The sequence below is a fragment of the Streptococcus sp. 151470009-6 genome, from assembly GCF_053628175.1.
In genome coordinates this window covers 26,392-45,136 of the sequence record NZ_JBSEZF010000006.1, presented here as the reverse complement: position 1 = coordinate 45,136, position 18,745 = coordinate 26,392, and the positions used below count along the sequence as shown (strand labels likewise).

Genomic DNA, 18,745 nt, shown 5'->3' with positions numbered 1-18,745 from the left:
GACCCTGTCATTCATTAATCGTTTCGACCAAAGATTCGTAAGATGCTAAGGAAGAGGTTGATAAAGTCTAGATAGATGCTGAGAGCCATTGAAATGACCCAACCTGTCGCTACTTGTCCTCGTGACTGCTCATAAACATAGCGAATCTTTTGGTTATCCCAAGCAATCAAACCTGAGAAAACCAAGACCATGGCAATACTAATCATGTAGTCAAAGAAACTATTGGCTAAAAATAGATTGACAACCATGGCGATAATTAACCCGACAAGAGCAGCCATCAAAGCTCGTCCCATTCCACTCAAATCTTTCTTGGTGAAAATTCCGATTGCCGCCATGACAAAGAAGAGAAGGGCACTGGATACAAAGGCTGACAAAACTGTTCCCGGCGTATAGAAGGCTACGACAAAACTAAGGGTGAAGCCATTCAGTAGGGAGTATACTAGAAATACCGGCAGAGCTGCTGGGCTATTTTTGGCAGCCATGCTACTTGCAACAAAGACTAAACCAAGTTCTGCAAAAGTTGCAATCATCAACCAGAGACGGCCATGCATTAAAAAGTAAGTCAATTGAGCTTGGAAGACTGTCAACATCAAAGCGGACACGAGAGCCGATAGACCTATCCCAAGTCCTACAAAGGCATAAACCTTAGCGTAAAATTGATTAAGACCTGAACGTTCTTGAATAATTGTTTGATTCATTCCGATTCTCCTTTTTCTATAAATATGTCTTGATTATAACAAAGATTTTATAAATTAGCTGAAATAAAACATCAAAATGCCTGCTGCAACTGCCACATTGAGACTTTCTGCTCGGCCTTTCATGCCAATATGAACCAGCTGATCAGCACTCTCAGCCATGATAGAACTAATCCCCTGCCCTTCATTTCCCATGACTAAAGCAAAGTTTTCTAAGGGAGAAAGCTCACGATAGTCCTTGGATTCTTTGGATAAGGTCGTTGCAAGAATGGGCAAATTGCTCTTCTTTGCCTCTTCTACAAAGGAAGCAAGAGACATCCGATAGATGGGCAAATGAAAATGACTTCCTTGCATGGAACGCAGGGTCTTGAGACTGTAGATATCTGCTGACTTATCTGAAACAATGACCCCTGTAAAACCTGCAGCGTCCGCAGTCCGAATCATGGTGCCCACATTACCAGGATCTTGAACATCTTCTAAAAATAGAAACTTACCCTGACTAAAATCAGGCAGTCCCACTTCTTCTTTTTGAATCACAGCGACAATCCCTTGAGGAGTTTGCGTATCTGCCAAATCCAGCAAAATTTCCTCTGAAACCCAGACCGTTTGAGGAAAGGCAGCTAGCTGATCTCGGTAACTTTCCAGAGCAAAAATCTTCTCAATCGTCACTCCAGCTTGAACAGCTTCTTCAAATAAGTGCCAACCTTCAATCAAATAGGCAGACTTTCGATATTTTTTTTGATGCAATTTCTTGGCATTTTTTACCACTGAATTGGCTTTTGAGGTTATAATAGTCATAGAAACATTATAACACAATCAAAGGGGTTTAGTATGCAAAAGGTTAGAATGATTGCCCAAGGCAGGGTACAGGGTGTTGGTTTTCGTTGGGGTGTGGTTACTCTAGCGCTTGAAATCGGTGGCATCACCGGTCGTGTCTGGAATAACGACGACGGCACAGTGGAAATTCTTGCTCAGGCAGACTCCTCTGCCACTATGGCAAAATTTATCCAAGAAATTCGAAAAGGCCCAACGCCCTTTTCAAAAGTCACCTATCTGGATGTGCAGATGAGCAACTTTTCATCCTATTCAGACTTCAAAGTTGCAAATTAGGTCTCCAGAACTATTGTATATTTTACAAAAAAACAGTAGAATAGAAAGGTACAATTTTTAAAGAAGGAATGAAAACATTGAAATCTATTAAACGTTTTGCCCTCTCTGCTATGGGAGTGGCTATGCTACTCGTCTTGACAGGCTGTGTCCAAGTAGACAAAGCAACAGGTAAGCCAGTTGGTCCCGTTTGGGATTTCTTGGGTGCTCCGATGGGAGAAGCTATCAAGTACTTCGCTACTGATAAAGGACTAGGCTTCGGGGTCGCTATCATTATCGTAACCATTATCGTGCGCTTGATTATCTTGCCACTTGGTATCTACCAATCATGGAAGGCGACACTTCACTCTGAAAAGATGAACGCCCTCAAACACGTACTCGAACCACACCAAACACGTCTCAAAGAAGCAACAACTCAGGAAGAAAAACTTGAGGCTCAACAAGCTCTCTTTGCTGCTCAGAAAGAACACGGTATTAGCATGTTAGGTGGTGTAGGTTGCTTCCCTATCCTCATTCAAATGCCATTCTTCTCTGCTATCTACTTTGCAGCCCAGCTCACTGAAGGGGTAGCTAGCTCTACCTTCTTGGGTATCGATCTTGGTTCACCAAGTATGATCCTCGTAGCCTTTGCTGGTATCCTCTACTATCTCCAATCACTCCTTTCACTTCATGGCGTAGAAGATGAGATGCAAAGAGAACAGATCAAGAAAATGATCTACATGAGCCCACTCATGATTGTGGTCTTCTCCCTCTTCTCACCAGCTAGTGTGACGCTTTACTGGGTTGTCGGTGGTTTCATGATGATTCTTCAACAGTTCATCGTTAACTATGTTGTTCGTCCAAAACTTCGCAAAAAAGTTCGTGAAGAATTTGCCAAAAATCCACCAAAAGCAAGCTCATTTTCAACTGGAGGCGGACGCAAAGATGTCACTCCAAACCAAGCAACTGCGATCATGACTAATAAGAAACATAAAAAACGCAATGCTGGTAAACAACATTCTAGAAAATAAGAAAAAAGCTTAGCTGAAAGGCTAGGCTTTTTATGCATCACAAAAGCCCGATGTCTCCATCAGGCTTCTTTTTTATCCATGAACACGTTTCATGTAGTCTTGGTAGCTTTCTGTATCCATCAATTCCTTGGCATTCTTGACACGGTCTGCTGTTGGAGGTTTGACCCCTTCGAGCGAATAAGGAATTCCAAGTTCACGCCACTTGAACTCACCCATCGTGTGATAAGGCAAGATTTCAAACTTGTCAACATTTTTAAGGGTTTTGACGAATTTACCGAGTTCGATCAAATCCTCATCTCTGTCCGTCAAACCTGGAACCAGCACATGGCGAATCCAAACAGGCTTCCCAATATCTGATAGGTACTGGGCACAGGCCAAGATGTTTTTATTGGTTTGACTGGTTACAATCTTGTGCTGTTCTTCGTTGATTTCCTTGATATCCAGAAGAACCAAGTCTGTCACAGCCATGAGTTTATTAAACTTTTCGAGATAACGTGGCTTGTTACGGAATGGAAGAGCACAGGTATCCAAGGTACAGTGGATTCCTTTTTCTTTGGCCTTGGTAAAGAGGGCAATCAAGAAATCAATCTGCAAGAGGGCTTCTCCTCCACTAACAGTGATTCCTCCCTTGTCTCCCCAAAAACCACGGTAGCGAAGGGCTTCTGTCAAGACATCGTCTACTGTCCGTTCGCGTGATTTATTGGTCTCCATAGCCCATGTGTCGGGGTTATGACAGTACTGGCAACGCATGTGACAACCCTGCAAAAAGACAATAAACCGAATCCCAGGGCCATCTACCGCCCCAAAACTCTCTGTCGAATGCACCATTCCTGTCACTTGTCCATAGTCAATTGTTTCTTCAGACATATCGTCACCTTCCTTGAAACCGTTTTATAGTTTTATTATATCATGAGTAAGATGAAAAACAAGGTTTTTTGTCTATTTTTTAGAAAGCAATCTGTTTTTCACTTTCATTTTCATACCCTTTTAGTGATCCGGTTCAAAATCAAAACCATACAAGGTTGCGAAATAGTCCTCAGGACGCTCTGCACGGCGGATTTGGCGAGCATTTCCTTCTTCGGTATAGAGGATTTCTGCCGATCGTAGTTTGGCATTGTACTGGTAACCCATGGAGAATCCATGTGCACCTGTATCATGAATCACCAGCAAATCACCGATTTCTGTATGAGGTAGTTCGCGGTTAACGGCAAATTTATCATTGTTTTCGCAGAGTGAACCGACCACATCTACCACCTCAACTGGTCCGTCTGGATGGGTCAGATTGGTGACATGGTGGTAAGCTCCATACATGGCTGGGCGCATGAGGTTGACTGCTGAGGCATCCACACCTAGATAGGTACGGTAAGTTTTTTTCTTATGAGTAACTTTTGTGACGAGAACTCCGTGGGGTGCCAGCATAAAACGTCCCAATTCGGTAAAAATCTTGACCTGACCAAGACCTGCTGGCGTAAGGACTTCTTCATACACCTTACGCACCCCTTCACCAATCATCGCAATATCATTTGGCTCCTGATCTGGGCGATAGTTGACACCGATTCCGCCAGAAAGATTAATAAAGTCCAGTGAAATACCCAATTTTTCTTTGATTTCCACAGCTAATTCAAAGAGCCGGCGGGCCAATTCTGGATAATAGAGGTGGGTCACGGTATTGGATGCTAGGAAGGAATGAATCCCAAAAGTCCTAGCTCCTTTTTCCTTCAAAACAGCAAAGGCTTCAAAGAGTTGATCCTTGGTCATGCCAAACTTAGCCTCTCCAGGATTATCCATGATGTCTGTTCCTAATTCAAAGACTCCTCCTGGATTGTAACGACAAGAGATGATTTCTGGAATGCCTACAGTTCGCTCCAGATGTGCAATGTCTTCAAAGGCATCCAAGTTAATGGTCGCACCTAATTCATGGGCATAAGCGTACTCTTGGTCTGGCGTATTGTTTGATGAGAACATAATCTCAGGACCTGCAAATCCAAGTTTATGGCTCATCAAAAGTTCCACATAACTAGAACAGTCCACACCACAACCTTCCTCTTGGAGGATTTTCAAGATGGCTGGGGTTGGAGTGGCCTTGACGGCAAAATATTCCTTAAAGCCCTTGTTCCAGGAAAAGGCCTGGTTGACTGCTCTTGCTTTTTCACGAATCCCCTTCTCGTCGTACAAGTGGAAGGGAGTCGGGAACTCTGCAACAATTGTTTCTAAATCTTCACGGCTGATAAATGGTGTTTTCATAGGCATCCTTCTATTCTGTTTGCAAAGAAAGGCTGGGACAATCGTTCCAACCTTTAGTTCTATCTCTTATTTGTCTTCGTCAAAGATATTTCCAATCTCAACATCGATGGATTGGTTCTTAACATCAATATTGGTAACCTTCAAGAGTGACTTGTAATCAAACTGCTTTTCACGTTCTTCTTGGGCATTGTCTGCAAAGACTGCGACACCGGCTAGTTCAGAATCGAACTCACGCAAGAGACTAATCATCCCGTTGACAGTTCCGCCACCTTTCAGGAAGTCATCCACGATCAAGACACGACTGCCTGCCTTGAGGCTACGTTTTGAAAGGAACATTTTCTCAATACGGTCACCACTTGAACCTGAAACATAGTTGACACTGACCGTTGAACCTTCGGTAATTTTTAAGTCACGACGCACAATGACAAATGGAACATTGAGGACATTGGCAACCGCATTTGCTAGCGGAACACCCTTTGTTGCCACTGTCATAACGGCATCGATTTTTTGGTCCATAAAACTCTTGGCAATGATGCGACCAATATTTTTCAAAATGGCAGGTGTACTGAGCAAATCAGATAGGTAGATGTAGCCACCTGGCAAGATACGGTCGCTTTCTGAAAGCTTATCACGCAAGTCTGCGATCATTTCTTTAGCTTCATGGCTAGAGATGGATGGTGTAAAGATAACGCCACCACCTGCTCCAGTCACAGTCTGAATATGGCCAATTTCAATTTCCTCAAAGGCACGCTTGATAATCACGATGTCCTCTGAAATCGATGATTTAGCTGATTCGTACTTTTCTGCAAAGGTGTTGAGACTGGTTAGTTTGTATGGATTATTAATCAAATAGTTGGAAATAACAACCATCCGATCACTTCTTCTTAATTTCATTTTTATTTACCATTCCATTTAATTTTGATATTTTATCCATTATACCATATTCACATAAAAAAACGAACATTATTGCGTAAAAAATGCTCGTTTTTCTTAAATTATTAATCTAAATCTGGTTTATAGAAGGAACGATTGTCCATAGCGAAGATTTTATTGGTCATTTCTCCTTTATCCACCAAAGCAAGAGCTGTTGTCATCATCATCATGCTGGCATCGAGATTATCGATCATATGAATGATTTCAGCTTCCATCACACGAGGACGAACAGGACTACCATACTCCAGTAAGCCATGATGACTGAGAATGACATGGCGCAGTAGCACCACTTCTTCTCTGGTATCATCGATGCCAAGCTCCATGACTGCTTTGGTAATTTCGCTATCAATTAGGGCGATATGACCGATGAGATTGCCTCGCACTGTGTACTCCGTCTGATCAGGACCGCTGAGTTCTAGAACCTTGGCCAAGTCGTGCAACATAATCCCGGCATAGAGCAAGCTCTTATTGAGCTGAGGATAGATATCGCTAATGGCATCTGCCAAGCGCACCATGGTTGCCGTGTGAAAAGCCAAACCCGTTTCAAAGGCATGGTGGTTGGTTTTTGCAGCTGGATAGGAGTAGAATTCCTTATCATACTTGGTGTAGAGACTGCGAACGATACGTTGCCAGACAGGATTTTCAATTTTGAAAATCATTTGCGACATGTAGTCACGAATTTCCTTGATATCGACTGGTGACTTGACCTTGAAATCAGCTGGATCATTTGGTTCGCCAGGTTGAGGCAGGCGGAGAGTAATTTGATTGACTTGAGGAGTATTGTTGTAAACTTCTCTGCGCCCCTGCATGTGGACCACTTTCCCTGCGGTAAAGGCCTCAACGTTATGAGGCTGAGCATCCCAGAGTTTTCCTTCAATCTCGCCACTATCGTCTTGGAAGGTAAAGGCTAGGTAGTTTTTCCCAGCTCGTGTCTGTCTCAGGTCAGCTGACTTAATCAGGTAAAATCCTTCAAACAGCTCATCTTTTTTCATGTGACTAATCTTCATATTCTTCCTCATTTTCTTGGAAATGGAGTAGATCAAGCGCAGGCTCATCTTCTGATAACTCAATGTGACGGAGCGTCCGCTCAATAGCTGTGGTGCGACGGTTTAATAATTCATCAATATTGCCAGAGGCATGTTGAAGATGTTTTTGTGCCTTTACCAAAATCCCCCCGAACTTGCCAAACTCGGTCTTGACGCTAGCAAGGGTCTTACTGATATGGTCGGCACTCTTTTGGATATTGAGGGTTTTGAAGCCAACTGATAGGGAATTAAGCAGGGCTGATAGGGTACTTGGACCAGCAACAATAATCTGTTCCTCCCGTCTCAAATCATCAAAGAAAATCGGATTGCGGACGATTTCTGAATAAAGACCTTCTGTCGGAACAAACAAGACTCCAAAATTGGTCGTCCGAGGCGGCGCTATATACTTGCTCTTGATATCCTTGGCGAAACGCTTAACGCTTGTCAAGAGAGATCTACGACAACGTTCAATCTCGTCCTTATCACCTGCTTCATAGGCTTCTTCTAGGCGGTAATAATCTGCCAGTGGAAACTTGGAATCAATTGGTAGATAGACGTATTCCTGGTCGCCTTGCCCAGGCAACTTGATGGCATATTCCACTCGTTCACTGGAGTTTTCAACCGTTGCATATTCTCGTTCGTACTGGGTAGGCGTCATGATGTCTTCGATGATTTGCCCCAGTTGCAATTCACCCAAAATGCCTCGCGTTTTGGTTCCAGAGAGAACCTTATTGAGGGCTCCGACATCGCGGGCAACTGTCTGCATCTCTCCAAGGCCACGATTGACAGACTCCAGTTGTTTAGAAACTGTCTCAAAGGACGCCTGCAAGCGCGTCTGTAAGGTCTTTTCTAGTTTCTCCTCGACTGTTTGGCGCATTTGTTCTAGGCGTTGCTCATTTGATTCCTGCAAGGCTTGGAGACGTTGGTCGGTCTTGTCTCTGGTTTGGAGGAGATTATCTGTCATTTCTTGACGGACTTGAGTCAAGCCTTGATGCAATTCCATTCGTACTTCCTGCAAGCGGTCACTGACAGCCACTTCCAAGTCTTTTTGGTCTAGTTGGCTGGCTTGCCTGGCTTGTTCAAAGCGGTAATCTAATTGATCTGAAAGATTGTCTGCCTGGTCTTCCAAACTCTTGACTAGATATTTGTCTTGCTTATCCTGCCTCTGCCAAATGAGAAACAGTCCAGCCAGGTTGACAATTAATAATAGTAGTAATACAGTCTCCATCCTACCTCCTGTCCTTGCTATGCAGTACGACTACATAGCCATCCGGGCAAGTCACCGAAACTTCCCTATCTATATATTCGTTAGAAGCGTACACTTTTTTAAAGAAAAAATTTTCCTCAGTCAATTCGTACTTGGCACCGATAATGGTCAACTGACTATCCCGAACTGGCATAAAGGCTAGATAGTCATAGTCCGAACGAGGTTGAAGCTGACTGGTTCCTTCTGGACAATAGCAAATCACATTTTGCCCATCCTCAATCGCTATCTGGCTCATATAAGGTGCCAACTTGGGATTGCTAGGTAGAAAAACATTGGCCAACATATGGTCAATACGGCCACCCAAAGCACCGAAAATAGTGACCTGAGCCTGAGGATTTTGCTCAAAGACGGTTAAGAGAGTCAATTCCAGATCCGTATCATCCTTTTCTGGCTGGGCTTGAACAAAATGCTGGGCACTTTTTTGAATCACCTGTCGCTCTTCTGCAGTGACAGAATCAAAATCTCCAACTGCTAGAGCAAGAGGCAAGTCTTCTTCCAAGATCCAGAGCGATCCTCGATCCACACCGACAAAGCAATCAAAATCCGTCCGATAATGACCTCGGTCTCCGCCTGCAAAAACGGCAACCCTAGTCCAGTTGTTTTCTGAGCGTTTGCACTCGTTCATTGACATCTCCCTTAAAGACATAAGACCCTGCTACAAAAACGGTCGCACCAGCTTCTTTGGCTTGAGCAATGGTTTGATTATCAATCCCACCATCCACTTCGATCTCAAAGTTCAAACCTTTTTCCTCACGAAGGGCAACCAACTCGCGAATCTTATCCATGGTTTCAGGTAGAAAGGCTTGCCCGCCGAAGCCAGGGTTAACCGTCATCACCAAAACTTGGTCAACTAGGTGAAGTACGTGTTTGATAGCTTCAACCGGCGTACCAGGGTTAATGACAACAGAAGGTTTGACACCTAGAGAACGAATCTTTTGAAGAGCACCATGGATATGAGGTGTTGCCTCTACGTGAATACTGATGATGTCTGCACCTGCACGCGCAAAGTCTTCCAGATGATGTTCAGGATTAGAAACCATCAAGTGGCAATCAAAAACCATCTTGCTATGAGGACGAAGAGCTTCAACCACACCTGCACCAAAACTAATCTGAGGCACAAAGTGACCATCCATGATATCGATATGGGCATATTCTGCACCAGTTGCTTCTAGGCGTTTGATTTCACGTTCAAAGTTGGCATAATCTGCTGCCAGAATTGACGGAGCAATCTTGTATTGAGACATAGGTTTCTCCTTATTTTGGAATTTTTTTGCTGACTTTTTTATAGGTTTCTCTGCGATTTTCAATTTCACTGAGAAATTGCAGGTAGTTGTCAAAACGGAAGGATGCAATGATACCCTCTTCGACAGCCGGCTTAACCGCACAGGACGGTTCATGGGTATGGGTACAAGTACGGAATTTACAGTCTCGACTGACACTGGCAATCTCTGGAAAGGCCTGATTGAGGTCTTCAGCCGTTGACACTTCATAATCCAGTGATGAAAAGCCTGGTGTGTCCGCGATTTTACCCCCATTGAGATTGTAAAAACTAACAGCTCGAGTAGTATGGCGACCGCGACCCAGACTGTCTGAGATTTCTCCTGTTTCAAGATTGAGGTCTGGTGCGATTTTATTGAGGAGTGTTGATTTTCCAACACCTGTCTGCCCCATAAAGACCGTCACTTTTCCTGTCAACAAAGGCAGGAGTTCCTCCTTACTGGTCACAAAGTCATAACCAATGGCACGATAGGTTTGTTGATAAAAACTTAATTCTTCGCTATCTTCCAGCAAATCCATTTTGGAAATATAGACGATGGGATGAATGCCCTTGTGTTCCAGAAGAACCAAGAACCGATCCAGCAAATTGCTGTTAAAATCAGGTTCCTTGACGGACATGATCACCACAGCTTGGTCAATATTGACAATAGGCGGACGGACGAGACTATTTTTCCGTTCATGAATCTTGAGGATATAACCTTCGGAATTTTCCTCTGCAGAAAAATCTACCCAATCCCCAACATAGGGCGTGTGGCCTTTTTTACGAAAATTCCCGCGCGCACGTGTCTGATAGACTTGGTCCTCACTCTCCACATAATAGAAGCCTGCCAAGGCTTTAATGATTTGTCCCTGCATCTTAGAGTCCTTGTCCTTTAAGCGCATCTGAAAGGCTAGCAAATTCTTCCAAGCTAAGTGCTTCTCCACGCACACTTGGTGACAAGCCTGCTTGATCCAAAGCCTTGGTCAACTTTTCCTTGACTTCATCAGTCTTACCAAAATAACCTGTCAAGTTGTTCCACAAGGTCTTGCGGCGATGGGTGAAACTGGCCTTGGAAACCTTGAAGAAGAGTTGCTCATCTTCTACCGCTACAGCCGGTTCTGGTCGACGTACCATTTTCAGGATAGCCGAGTCCACGTTTGGCGCTGGTACAAAGACCGTACGAGGCACGATAAAGGCCACCTTGGCTGTCATGTAATACTGCACAGCAATCGACAAACTACCGTAGGCCTTGGTATTTGGCTGTGCTGAGATACGATCCGCCACTTCTTTTTGCATCATAACCACAAACTCACTAAAAGGAATGCCACTCTCGATCAAGTGCATGAGAATAGGCGTCGTAATGTAGTATGGCAAGTTGGCTACTACCTTGATTGGCAGTTCAGGATTTTTGAAATTCTGGATATGCTGCGCCAAGTCAACCTTGAGAATGTCCTCGTTGACTACGGTCACATTGTCAAAATCACGCAGGGTATCTGCCAAAATCGGTACCAAACGGTGGTCAATCTCAAAAGCCATGACCTCAGCTGCACGCTCAGCCAAAAACTCAGTCAAGGCACCAATTCCTGGACCGATTTCAATGACATTAACCTGGTCATCAATTTCAGCTGTATCCACGATTCTTTGAAGGATATTGGTATCCGTCAGGAAATTTTGCCCGAAGGACTTTTTAAAGGTAAAACCGTGACGCTCCAGCACTGCCTTGGTCACGCTATAATCTGCAATTCTCATTTATCTACTCTTTTTCCACATTACTATTAAAACCAGTAAAATAAAAATTATACTTTCCTGCCTTATCTATATTCTTTTTCTTTAAAAATCTAGTAAAGCTATCATTTTCAAAAACTATTGTATTATAAACATTTTCATTCTTTATACAAAATATATAATATTTGAAATTATTAGACTTTTGTATTTTCTCTGAAAATAGACTATTCCAACCAGAGAATAAACTTCCAGCAATATAGCTGGATTTATTTTCCTCCGTTATATAATTTTTACTGATACTTATTTTTTTGTTATTTCTTTTTTCATCAACTCCTATGCCGTACGATACCAACCCATTAATAATATCCTTATAAATTTCTTCCCTATTTTCTGACTTAGAATCAATTTCAAAAAACTTGTTTCCTAAAATATAGTTATCAGCTATAATCCCTTCTCGGGCATCAAATACAGTTCCATATTCTGAAACAGATGTAGAATAAAATTGCTCAGCAAAATCATCCTCATTAGAGTCTTTAAATGTTCCTATAATCGTATTACTATCACTTAGTAATTCTTTCACTTTTTGTTCAGATAACTCACCAGTACTGATACTACAGTTGATAAATTCACATGCTTCAAATGAATTTGAAGCAAAAAAATCAGCAGAAAAAGTACACTCTACAAAGCTTTTGTCTTTAAACTTTACTTTTTCAATCTCATATCCAGTAACACCAAATTCAACATAACTGAAATATTTAACTTCCTTGGAACCAAATATTTCTTCCTTTTTCAAAGATATTATTTCTCTCATAACTGGTTTCAGTGCTGTGCTCAAATTATATTTCCAGTTCTCCGCCAACTCATTCCCAGGATTCTCTATTCCTTTTGGATATTTTATTGAACAAATTGTAGACAATACTTGAACAAAGTCAAGAGAAATATCTAATTTTAATATCTCATTCCATTCCTTTAATAATTTATTATACGTATCAATGATATATTCAATTTTTCCCGCCTTATAAAAGGGTAACTCTTTGGTCTTACTAATATCTGCAACAAGTTCTGTAAGTTGCTTATCATAATACTTCACAGTGTCTCTAACATTATCAGACACAGTATTTTTCTTATTTTCTTTACTTTGTTCAATAGCTTGATTCCAAGTAACTAATGTCGGCAACGCAATAACTATGCCCGCTAATACTTCTCCTTGGGATAAACTATTAAGAATTAAATTCTTACCCTCAAAAAGATTATTCATATATAAAATAATACCAACAATCACAACTCCGACTGCAGCAAAACTCAACAATAATTTACCATCCTTATTTTTCATACAGCCTCCTATTAACTTAAATACACTACCTTCATTTTAACATAATTCTCTACACTTTAGAGTCTTTCTCATAACTTTCCATAACCTCTTCCACTTCTGCCAAAGTTACTCCAAACAACTCCAACCGCTTGAGCAGCTGTTTCCCATTGGAATAGCCGATGCGGAGGGTTTCCCCCAGATATTCTCGGCGCTTACGACTGTCTGATCCCGCTAAGAAACCTAGGCGAATCAAGTCACCACGACTGATGTCAAACTCGTTCTCATTTTCAAATTGTTCTGTCACCTGAGCCAGCGCTGTTTTCAGGTCCTCATAGCTGGCGTGTTCGATTCCCAGAGAACGCCCCTTGGTCTTGGATTTGGGAACCGCTTCATCTCGTTTGAGAAAGGCATGCTGAACTGTCGGGAGCGCCGTCATAATCATGCGACGAATGCGCTCACCGTTAAAGTCAGGATCTGTAAAGACAATGACCCCATGCAGTTCATGCAGGCGCTGAATGCGTTCTATATCCTGATCATTGATTGCCGATCCTCGTGTCTCATAGGTCTCTACATCAAAGTAACGTTTGAGATTGGCCGTATCATCGCGACCTTCGACTACGATGACTTGGGAAATTTTCTCTTTCATTACTTGCTGTCCAATCCAAAAATTCGTTCTGCATTTGCAGTTGTTACCGCCGCTAGCTCTTCTGTCGTCATACCACGCAAGTCGGCGATAAAGTCCACTACATAGCGAGTGTAGGCTGTTTTATTTTCACGACCCCGCTTGGGTACAGGTGCTAAGTAAGGCGCATCTGTTTCCACCAAAATCTTGTCCAAAGGTAACTCTTTAGCTGCTTCTTGGATGTCAGTTGCCTTCTTAAAAGTCACCACTCCTGAGAAGGAAATAGTCATGCCAAGCTCAACAAACTTTTCAGCCCACTCCAAAGAACCTGAAAATGAATGCATGATGCCGCCACGAGGACCAACGCCCTCACTTTTAATAATCTCATAGGTGTCTTCCAGCGCATCACGGGTATGGACAACAAAAGGCAGTTCCAAGTCCTTAGACAGCTGAATCTGACGGCGAAAAACCTGCTCCTGCACCTCCTTAGATGCTGTCATCCAGTGATAGTCCAAACCAATCTCACCCAAGGCAACAACTTTGGGATGTTTTAACTTTTCCAGCAAGTAAGCTTCGACCTCGTCTGTGTATGTCCCTGCTTCAGTCGGATGCCAGCCAATAGTTGCGTAGAGTTGCTCATACTCATCTGCCAACTCTAGGGCCCGTTCAATGGTCGGCTTGTCAAAGCCAACAATATTCATCCGAGTCACACCCATCTCAGCAGCCAAGGCGATTTCTTCGGCTTCACGTCTTGCAAATTCTTCTACATTTAAATGTGTGTGCGTATCAAAAATCATCTCTTCTAACCTCATTTTCTTTCATCTATTATACCAAAAATAGCATCCCTCGGCTTGTAAAAATATTCTAATACCAATCGTTCTCCCTTGACTGCCTTTTTTCAAAACAGTATAATAACACTTATTGAAATTTTCAGTAAAGGAAAAGAAAATGTTTAGAAAATTAAAATATACCTTTATCGGTCGGCCACTCAAGTCTCTCACAGACGGCGAAGGGGGCTTATTAGGGAAAATGCAAGCACTTGCAATGTTATCCAGTGATGCCCTGTCTTCCATTGCCTATGGACCTGAACAAGTTATTCTCGTTTTAGTTAGCCTCTCTCCTCTCGCTATTTGGTGGAGCCTCCCTATCGGTATTTTTGTCCTCTTACTCCTCGCTAGTTTGACCATTTCCTATCGTCAAATCATACACGCCTATCCTCAAGGTGGAGGGGCTTATATGGTCACTCGGGAAAACCTCTCTCCCGAACTAGGCTTGATTGCTGGTGGTAGCCTCCTTGTTGACTATATGCTGACCGTAGCCGTATCCGTCGCTTCTGGAGCTGATGCTATTACAGCAGCCATACCTGCCCTCCATCCTTATAATCTTCATATCTCTATTTTCCTAGTCTGCCTGCTCATGCTCTTGAATTTAAGAGGATTGAAAGAATCTGCCAGCTCACTAATGATTCCTGTCTATCTCTTTATCATCAGCACTGTCTTTCTCTTGCTCTATGGAATCTTTCAACTAGTGACAGGGGCTCTCAGCTATCAGGCAACTTCACCTATTGGGCATGCTGTTCCGAGCCTGTCTATCGTTCTCATTCTAAGAGCTTTTACCAGCGGATCAGCCTCTCTCACTGGGGTTGAAGCTATTTCAAATGCCGTTCCCTTTTTCAAGGCTCCAAAAGAAAAGAATGCTGCTCAAACCTTGACCATTATGTCACTGATTTTAGGTTTTCTTTTTGCAGGCATTACCTTCCTAAACTACTGGATGGGGATTATGCCTCAACACGGAGAAACTATTCTTTCACAGATGGCTCAAGGCATCCTTGGTAATTCCTTCTTAGGTCACCTTGGCTATTATATCTTCCAATTCTCCACAGCCTTGATTTTAGCCGTAGCTGCAAATACTGGCTTTTCAGCCTTCCCTATGCTAGCTTACAATATGGCTAAAAACAAATACATGCCCCATCTCTTTATGGAAAAAGGAGACCGCCTAGGCTACTCTAATGGAATTTTAACTCTGGCTTTTGGGGCTATGATTCTTCTTCTCATTTTTAATGGCAATACCGAACGTTTGATTCCCCTTTATACTATCGGGGTCTTCGTTCCCTTTGCCCTTTCTCAGACTGGGATGATTCGCCATTGGAAAAAAGAAAAAGGGGCAAATTTCTTAAAACCTGCCCTTGCCAATATCCTTGGAGCTATCATTTGTTATGCTATTGTCCTCATTTTACTCCTCTTCAGACTGGGTGATATCTGGCCATTCTTCCCAATTATCCTAGTTCTAACCTTCCTCTTTTTGTCCATTCACAGCCACTACCAAAAAGTGGCAAAACAACTGCGACTCTACGAAGGAATTGAAAAGCGCACTTATGACGGCAATCTTGTCCTTGTCCTAGTAGGAAATGTTACTCGAGTAAGTGTTGGAGCCATTAACTACGCTCAAAGTATCGGTGACGAAGTGTTAGCCATGCACATTTCTACTAAAGAAACGGCAGAAAAAGACCAAGAAATTCTTCAGGAATTTGCCGATTACTTCCCAAATATCACTCTGAAGAATATCAATACTAGCTACCGCGACATCATCACCCCTAGCGTTAAGTATGTCAAACGAATCGCCCAAGAAGCTAAGCAAAAAAACTACACTGTTACAGTCCTTGTCCCACAGTTTATCCCTAACAAGCCTTGGCAAAATATCCTGCACAATCAAATGAGCCTCAAACTAAAATACGCTCTCAGATGGCATGAAGACGTCGTTGTCGCTAGCTACTCTTATCACTTAAAAGAATAAACAAAAACTCAAAATCAGTAACTTATATCTGGTTTTGAGTTTTTTGTATATGACCTTTTAAAAGAGCCCTCCATGAGTTCCATTTGAAATTGAAGATTTCGTGGACAGTTCACTATGTAGGATAAAAAGAAAAGCCAGTAGACTCGAGTTCCTACTGACTTCTTTGTTGAATTCGTTTGGATTAAGCAGCCAAAACTTTGCGTCCTTTACGACGACGAGCTGCCAATACGCGACGACCGTTTTTAGTTGACATACGGTTACGGAATCCGTGTTTGCGCGCACGACGAAGTTTACTTGGTTGATAAGTACGTTTCACGATGAATACCTCCTCATAGATTTTGTATTCGTTTAGCCGGCTATAAAGTGATCAGTTACTAAACATACTTTACTATTCTATCTGATTCTGCCACTTTTGTCAATAGCTCCAAGCAAATGTTTTCTAGCTTTTCCTATGAAAGCCCTTATCTACGATACTGTTTCAAGAAACGAGTCATCTTTTCTTGGATTTGTGCTAATTCGTCCACACGAGGAAGGTAAACGATACGGAAATGGTCTGGTTCCTTCCAGTTAAAACCACGACCATGAACCAAGAGAACCTTTTCTTGTTTCAAGAAATTGAGGACAAACTGCTCATCATCATCGATGCGGTACATATTACGGTCAATTTTAGGGAAGATATAAAGACCCGCCTTAGGCTTGACTGCAGATAAACCTGGAATATCTTGAATGGCATTATAGATAAAGTTTCTTTGCTCATAGATACGACCACCAGGAAGGAGCAATTCGTCCACTGACTGGTGACCTCCTAGCGAGGTTTGTACAACTTGCTGGGCCAAAACGTTGGAGCACAGGCGCATATTTGACAGCATATTGAGCCCTTCGATATAGCCCTTAACATGAGTCTTAGGTCCAGACAAGACCATCCAGCCTACACGAAAACCTGCGATACGGTGAGATTTTGACAGACCATTCATGCTGACGCAGAAGACATCTGGAGCCAGACTTGCTACAGGTGTATGCACATGTCCGTCCATCACCATGCGGTCATAAATCTCATCCGCAAAGATGATCAAATCATGCTGGCGCGCAATCTCGATAATATCTAATAAGAGTTCCTTAGGATAGAGAGCTCCCGTCGGGTTATTTGGATTGATAAGGACAATGGCCTTGGTATTAGAGCTAATCTTAGATTTAATATCGTCCAGATCAGGATACCATTCTGCTTCTTCATCACAGATATAGTGAACAGCATTTCCTCCAGCCAAGCTGACAGCAGCCGTCCAGAGAGGATAGTCTGGCATAGGTACCAAGACTTCATCACCGTTATCCAAAAGCCCTTGCATAGACATAACAATCAGCTCACTGACACCGTTACCTAGGTAGATGTCGTCGATGCCTACGTTTGGAAATTTTTTCAGTTGGCAATACTGCATAATAGCCTTACGCGCCGAAAAAATACCCTTGGAATCAGAGTAACCTTCACTATCACGTGCATTCATAATCAAATCATGAATGACCTCATCAGGTGCTGTAAAACCAAACTCAGCAGGATTCCCTGTATTTAGACGCAAAATCTTTTCACCATTTGCGCGCATCCGCATGGCTTCTTCCAAAACCGGACCACGAATATCATAAGCCACATGCTCTAACTTACTAGACTTGTTAAATTCTTTCATCTTTTTTCCTCAATTCATCAGGATAGTAACATTATACCACTAGACAGGCCATGCGACAAGTTTTCTGAAACAAGCCAGCAAAAGAAAAGTCTCACTAGATGCGAAACCCTTCGGACATAGAAGATTGATCCTTTAGCTAAGTCCTATCACATGCCAAAAGACAGACCAAGAAAGACTAATGCTAAAAAGGAATCATACAAAAGATTAAACATGAGAAAGAGCCCCCACGTGACCAAATAATCCAAGCGACCACTTCTCTTTGCAATCACAAATAAAATGATGTGGTAGACTAAGTGAAAGAGAAGAAATCCAATAAAACCTGGATAGAGAACCGGCACGACTCTTTCCAACTGCCAAAGCATCACTACTTCTCCTACAAGCGATACAAGGATAATTCCATGATAAAGAAAACTTGTTTTTTTAGAAGCTTGAACAGAATCTTTCATACTTTCTCCTCCCCCACTGTGTTTCCTACTATCCTGTTTTCTTTTATTTTAACATATCTCCACCAAATCGAATCTCCAATAATATTTATTTAAATCTGATTTTTACTTTACTTCTTTAGTGAAAAGGGTTACAATAACAGTAAGAAAATTTCAGGAGGTTTCATTATGGCACAACGTTACCAAAATGTTATGGTCGCAATTGATGGTTCTAAAGAAGCGGACTTGGCTTTCGTCAAAGGTGTTTACACTGCTCTACGCAACGAATCCAAGCTCACCATTGCCCATGTTATTGACACACGCGCTCTTCAAAGCGTGTCTACCTTTGATGCTGAAGTTTACGAAGAACTCCAAGTCGACGCTGAAAGTCTGATGAAGGAGTACGAAAAGCGCGCAAAAGATGCTGGTGTGACCGATATTCACATCGTCATCGAAATGGGAAATCCAAAAACCCTCCTTGCCCGCACTATTCCAGACGCAGAAAATGTCGATCTGATACTCGTTGGTGCAACAGGGCTCAATGCCTTTGAACGCCTCTTGGTTGGCTCTTCATCTGAGTACATTCTCCGTCATGCGAAAGTCGACTTGCTGGTCGTGAGAGAAAGAGAAAAAACCTTATAATCATAAAAAAAGGA

21 protein-coding genes are annotated in these 18,745 nt (G+C 42.5%); 4 read left to right on the top strand and 17 right to left on the bottom strand.

What is annotated here, in order from left to right; translation table 11 throughout:
• Positions 1–14: 14 nt before the first annotated feature.
• Both ACUW6H_RS08165 and ACUW6H_RS08160 read right to left on the bottom strand, forming a co-directional pair.
• Positions 15–698: a Bax inhibitor-1/YccA family protein gene (locus ACUW6H_RS08165; protein ID WP_454364000.1), complete on the bottom strand. Its 684-nt coding sequence runs from the start codon at positions 696–698 to the stop codon at positions 15–17.
• Positions 699–752: 54 nt separating this feature from the next.
• Positions 753–1,493 (bottom strand): TrmH family RNA methyltransferase, encoded by a 741-nt coding sequence (locus tag ACUW6H_RS08160; protein WP_454363998.1) that lies wholly within the window; start codon positions 1,491–1,493, stop codon positions 753–755.
• A gap of 33 nt (positions 1,494–1,526) precedes the next feature.
• On the opposite strand from ACUW6H_RS08160, the gene ACUW6H_RS08155 reads away from it, so the two are divergent.
• Both ACUW6H_RS08155 and yidC read left to right on the top strand, forming a co-directional pair.
• The gene (locus ACUW6H_RS08155) at positions 1,527–1,805 is read left to right on the top strand and encodes an acylphosphatase (protein ID WP_001174609.1); all 279 of its coding nucleotides are present in this window, start codon (positions 1,527–1,529) and stop codon (positions 1,803–1,805) included.
• A gap of 77 nt (positions 1,806–1,882) precedes the next feature.
• Positions 1,883–2,812, top strand: coding sequence for a membrane protein insertase YidC (yidC, locus tag ACUW6H_RS08150; protein WP_096408803.1), 930 nt, complete (start codon positions 1,883–1,885; stop codon positions 2,810–2,812).
• A 72-nt stretch (positions 2,813–2,884) separates the two neighbouring features.
• Here yidC and pflA read toward each other — a convergent pair whose 3' ends face one another.
• The 12 genes from pflA to ACUW6H_RS08090 all read right to left on the bottom strand — a co-directional run bounded on the left by pflA (position 2,885) and on the right by ACUW6H_RS08090 (position 13,995).
• Positions 2,885–3,679: a pyruvate formate-lyase-activating protein gene (gene pflA, locus ACUW6H_RS08145; RefSeq protein WP_001288281.1), complete on the bottom strand. Its 795-nt coding sequence runs from the start codon at positions 3,677–3,679 to the stop codon at positions 2,885–2,887.
• 120 nt (positions 3,680–3,799) lie between these two features.
• Entirely contained in the window at positions 3,800–5,056 is a 1,257-nt protein-coding gene (locus ACUW6H_RS08140; RefSeq protein WP_096408799.1) for a diaminopimelate decarboxylase, read from the bottom strand.
• A 66-nt stretch (positions 5,057–5,122) separates the two neighbouring features.
• Entirely contained in the window at positions 5,123–5,950 is an 828-nt protein-coding gene (gene purR, locus ACUW6H_RS08135) for a pur operon repressor (RefSeq protein WP_002874197.1), read from the bottom strand.
• A 104-nt stretch (positions 5,951–6,054) separates the two neighbouring features.
• Positions 6,055–6,996, bottom strand: a complete 942-nt coding sequence (locus ACUW6H_RS08130; RefSeq protein ID WP_096405988.1) for a 3'-5' exoribonuclease YhaM family protein — start codon at positions 6,994–6,996, stop codon at positions 6,055–6,057.
• Positions 6,986–8,242 carry a DNA recombination protein RmuC gene (rmuC, locus tag ACUW6H_RS08125; RefSeq protein ID WP_096405986.1) on the bottom strand — a complete coding sequence of 419 codons (1,257 nt, stop codon included), beginning with the start codon at positions 8,240–8,242 and terminating at the stop codon, positions 6,986–6,988. The genes ACUW6H_RS08130 and rmuC overlap by 11 nt, the downstream gene beginning before the upstream one ends.
• A gap of 1 nt (position 8,243) precedes the next feature.
• On the bottom strand, positions 8,244–8,906 hold the full coding sequence (locus tag ACUW6H_RS08120; RefSeq protein WP_096405985.1) for a thiamine diphosphokinase: 663 nt from the start codon (positions 8,904–8,906) through the stop codon (positions 8,244–8,246).
• Entirely contained in the window at positions 8,869–9,525 is a 657-nt protein-coding gene (gene rpe / locus ACUW6H_RS08115) for a ribulose-phosphate 3-epimerase (protein ID WP_096405983.1), read from the bottom strand. Before rpe ends, ACUW6H_RS08120 begins: the two co-directional genes overlap by 38 nt.
• A 10-nt stretch (positions 9,526–9,535) precedes the next feature.
• Positions 9,536–10,414 (bottom strand): ribosome small subunit-dependent GTPase A, encoded by an 879-nt coding sequence (rsgA, locus tag ACUW6H_RS08110; protein ID WP_454364185.1) that lies wholly within the window; start codon positions 10,412–10,414, stop codon positions 9,536–9,538.
• Position 10,415: 1 nt separating this feature from the next.
• Positions 10,416–11,288 (bottom strand): 16S rRNA (adenine(1518)-N(6)/adenine(1519)-N(6))-dimethyltransferase RsmA, encoded by an 873-nt coding sequence (gene rsmA, locus ACUW6H_RS08105; RefSeq protein WP_454363992.1) that lies wholly within the window; start codon positions 11,286–11,288, stop codon positions 10,416–10,418.
• A gap of 4 nt (positions 11,289–11,292) precedes the next feature.
• Positions 11,293–12,597, bottom strand: a complete 1,305-nt coding sequence (locus ACUW6H_RS08100; RefSeq protein ID WP_000790643.1) for a hypothetical protein — start codon at positions 12,595–12,597, stop codon at positions 11,293–11,295.
• A gap of 49 nt (positions 12,598–12,646) precedes the next feature.
• Positions 12,647–13,222: a ribonuclease M5 gene (gene rnmV / locus ACUW6H_RS08095; RefSeq protein ID WP_454363990.1), complete on the bottom strand. Its 576-nt coding sequence runs from the start codon at positions 13,220–13,222 to the stop codon at positions 12,647–12,649.
• Entirely contained in the window at positions 13,222–13,995 is a 774-nt protein-coding gene (locus ACUW6H_RS08090; protein ID WP_096405974.1) for a TatD family hydrolase, read from the bottom strand. Before ACUW6H_RS08090 ends, rnmV begins: the two co-directional genes overlap by 1 nt.
• 151 nt (positions 13,996–14,146) lie before the next feature.
• Between ACUW6H_RS08090 and ACUW6H_RS08085 the strand changes: the two genes are divergently transcribed.
• Positions 14,147–15,991 (top strand): APC family permease, encoded by a 1,845-nt coding sequence (locus tag ACUW6H_RS08085; RefSeq protein WP_454363988.1) that lies wholly within the window; start codon positions 14,147–14,149, stop codon positions 15,989–15,991.
• 181 nt (positions 15,992–16,172) lie between these two features.
• Here the strand turns inward: ACUW6H_RS08085 and rpmH are convergent, their stop codons facing one another.
• From rpmH to ACUW6H_RS08070, 3 genes are all read right to left on the bottom strand, one after another.
• A complete protein-coding gene (rpmH, locus tag ACUW6H_RS08080) occupies positions 16,173–16,307 on the bottom strand; it encodes a 50S ribosomal protein L34 (RefSeq protein ID WP_000831905.1) in 135 nt (44 codons plus the stop codon).
• Between the two features lie 145 nt (positions 16,308–16,452).
• On the bottom strand, positions 16,453–17,667 hold the full coding sequence (locus ACUW6H_RS08075; RefSeq protein ID WP_454363928.1) for a pyridoxal phosphate-dependent aminotransferase: 1,215 nt from the start codon (positions 17,665–17,667) through the stop codon (positions 16,453–16,455).
• A gap of 146 nt (positions 17,668–17,813) precedes the next feature.
• Positions 17,814–18,113, bottom strand: a complete 300-nt coding sequence (locus ACUW6H_RS08070) for a hypothetical protein (protein ID WP_454363926.1) — start codon at positions 18,111–18,113, stop codon at positions 17,814–17,816.
• 165 nt (positions 18,114–18,278) lie between these two features.
• Here ACUW6H_RS08070 and ACUW6H_RS08065 point away from each other — a divergent pair, with 165 nt between their 5' ends.
• Positions 18,279–18,731: a universal stress protein gene (locus ACUW6H_RS08065; protein ID WP_454363924.1), complete on the top strand. Its 453-nt coding sequence runs from the start codon at positions 18,279–18,281 to the stop codon at positions 18,729–18,731.
• Positions 18,732–18,745 lie beyond the last annotated feature (14 nt).

Excerpts from the sequence above, each read along its gene's own strand:
- ACUW6H_RS08165 (WP_454364000.1), bottom strand. The coding sequence starts at position 698 with ATGAATCAAACAATTATTCAAGAACGTTCAGGTCTTAATCAATTTTAC.
- ACUW6H_RS08160 (WP_454363998.1), bottom strand. The coding sequence starts at position 1,493 with ATGACTATTATAACCTCAAAAGCCAATTCAGTGGTAAAAAATGCCAAG.
- ACUW6H_RS08155 (WP_001174609.1), top strand. The coding sequence starts at position 1,527 with ATGCAAAAGGTTAGAATGATTGCCCAAGGCAGGGTACAGGGTGTTGGT.
- pflA (WP_001288281.1), bottom strand. The coding sequence starts at position 3,679 with ATGTCTGAAGAAACAATTGACTATGGACAAGTGACAGGAATGGTGCAT.
- ACUW6H_RS08140 (WP_096408799.1), bottom strand. The coding sequence starts at position 5,056 with ATGAAAACACCATTTATCAGCCGTGAAGATTTAGAAACAATTGTTGCA.
- purR (WP_002874197.1), bottom strand. The coding sequence starts at position 5,950 with ATGAAATTAAGAAGAAGTGATCGGATGGTTGTTATTTCCAACTATTTG.
- ACUW6H_RS08130 (WP_096405988.1), bottom strand. The coding sequence starts at position 6,996 with ATGAAGATTAGTCACATGAAAAAAGATGAGCTGTTTGAAGGATTTTAC.
- rmuC (WP_096405986.1), bottom strand. The coding sequence starts at position 8,242 with ATGGAGACTGTATTACTACTATTATTAATTGTCAACCTGGCTGGACTG.
- ACUW6H_RS08120 (WP_096405985.1), bottom strand. The coding sequence starts at position 8,906 with ATGAACGAGTGCAAACGCTCAGAAAACAACTGGACTAGGGTTGCCGTT.
- rpe (WP_096405983.1), bottom strand. The coding sequence starts at position 9,525 with ATGTCTCAATACAAGATTGCTCCGTCAATTCTGGCAGCAGATTATGCC.
- rsgA (WP_454364185.1), bottom strand. The coding sequence starts at position 10,414 with ATGCAGGGACAAATCATTAAAGCCTTGGCAGGCTTCTATTATGTGGAG.
- rsmA (WP_454363992.1), bottom strand. The coding sequence starts at position 11,288 with ATGAGAATTGCAGATTATAGCGTGACCAAGGCAGTGCTGGAGCGTCAC.
- ACUW6H_RS08100 (WP_000790643.1), bottom strand. The coding sequence starts at position 12,597 with ATGAAAAATAAGGATGGTAAATTATTGTTGAGTTTTGCTGCAGTCGGA.
- rnmV (WP_454363990.1), bottom strand. The coding sequence starts at position 13,222 with ATGAAAGAGAAAATTTCCCAAGTCATCGTAGTCGAAGGTCGCGATGAT.
- ACUW6H_RS08090 (WP_096405974.1), bottom strand. The coding sequence starts at position 13,995 with ATGATTTTTGATACGCACACACATTTAAATGTAGAAGAATTTGCAAGA.
- ACUW6H_RS08085 (WP_454363988.1), top strand. The coding sequence starts at position 14,147 with ATGTTTAGAAAATTAAAATATACCTTTATCGGTCGGCCACTCAAGTCT.
- ACUW6H_RS08075 (WP_454363928.1), bottom strand. The coding sequence starts at position 17,667 with ATGAAAGAATTTAACAAGTCTAGTAAGTTAGAGCATGTGGCTTATGAT.
- ACUW6H_RS08070 (WP_454363926.1), bottom strand. The coding sequence starts at position 18,113 with ATGAAAGATTCTGTTCAAGCTTCTAAAAAAACAAGTTTTCTTTATCAT.
- ACUW6H_RS08065 (WP_454363924.1), top strand. The coding sequence starts at position 18,279 with ATGGCACAACGTTACCAAAATGTTATGGTCGCAATTGATGGTTCTAAA.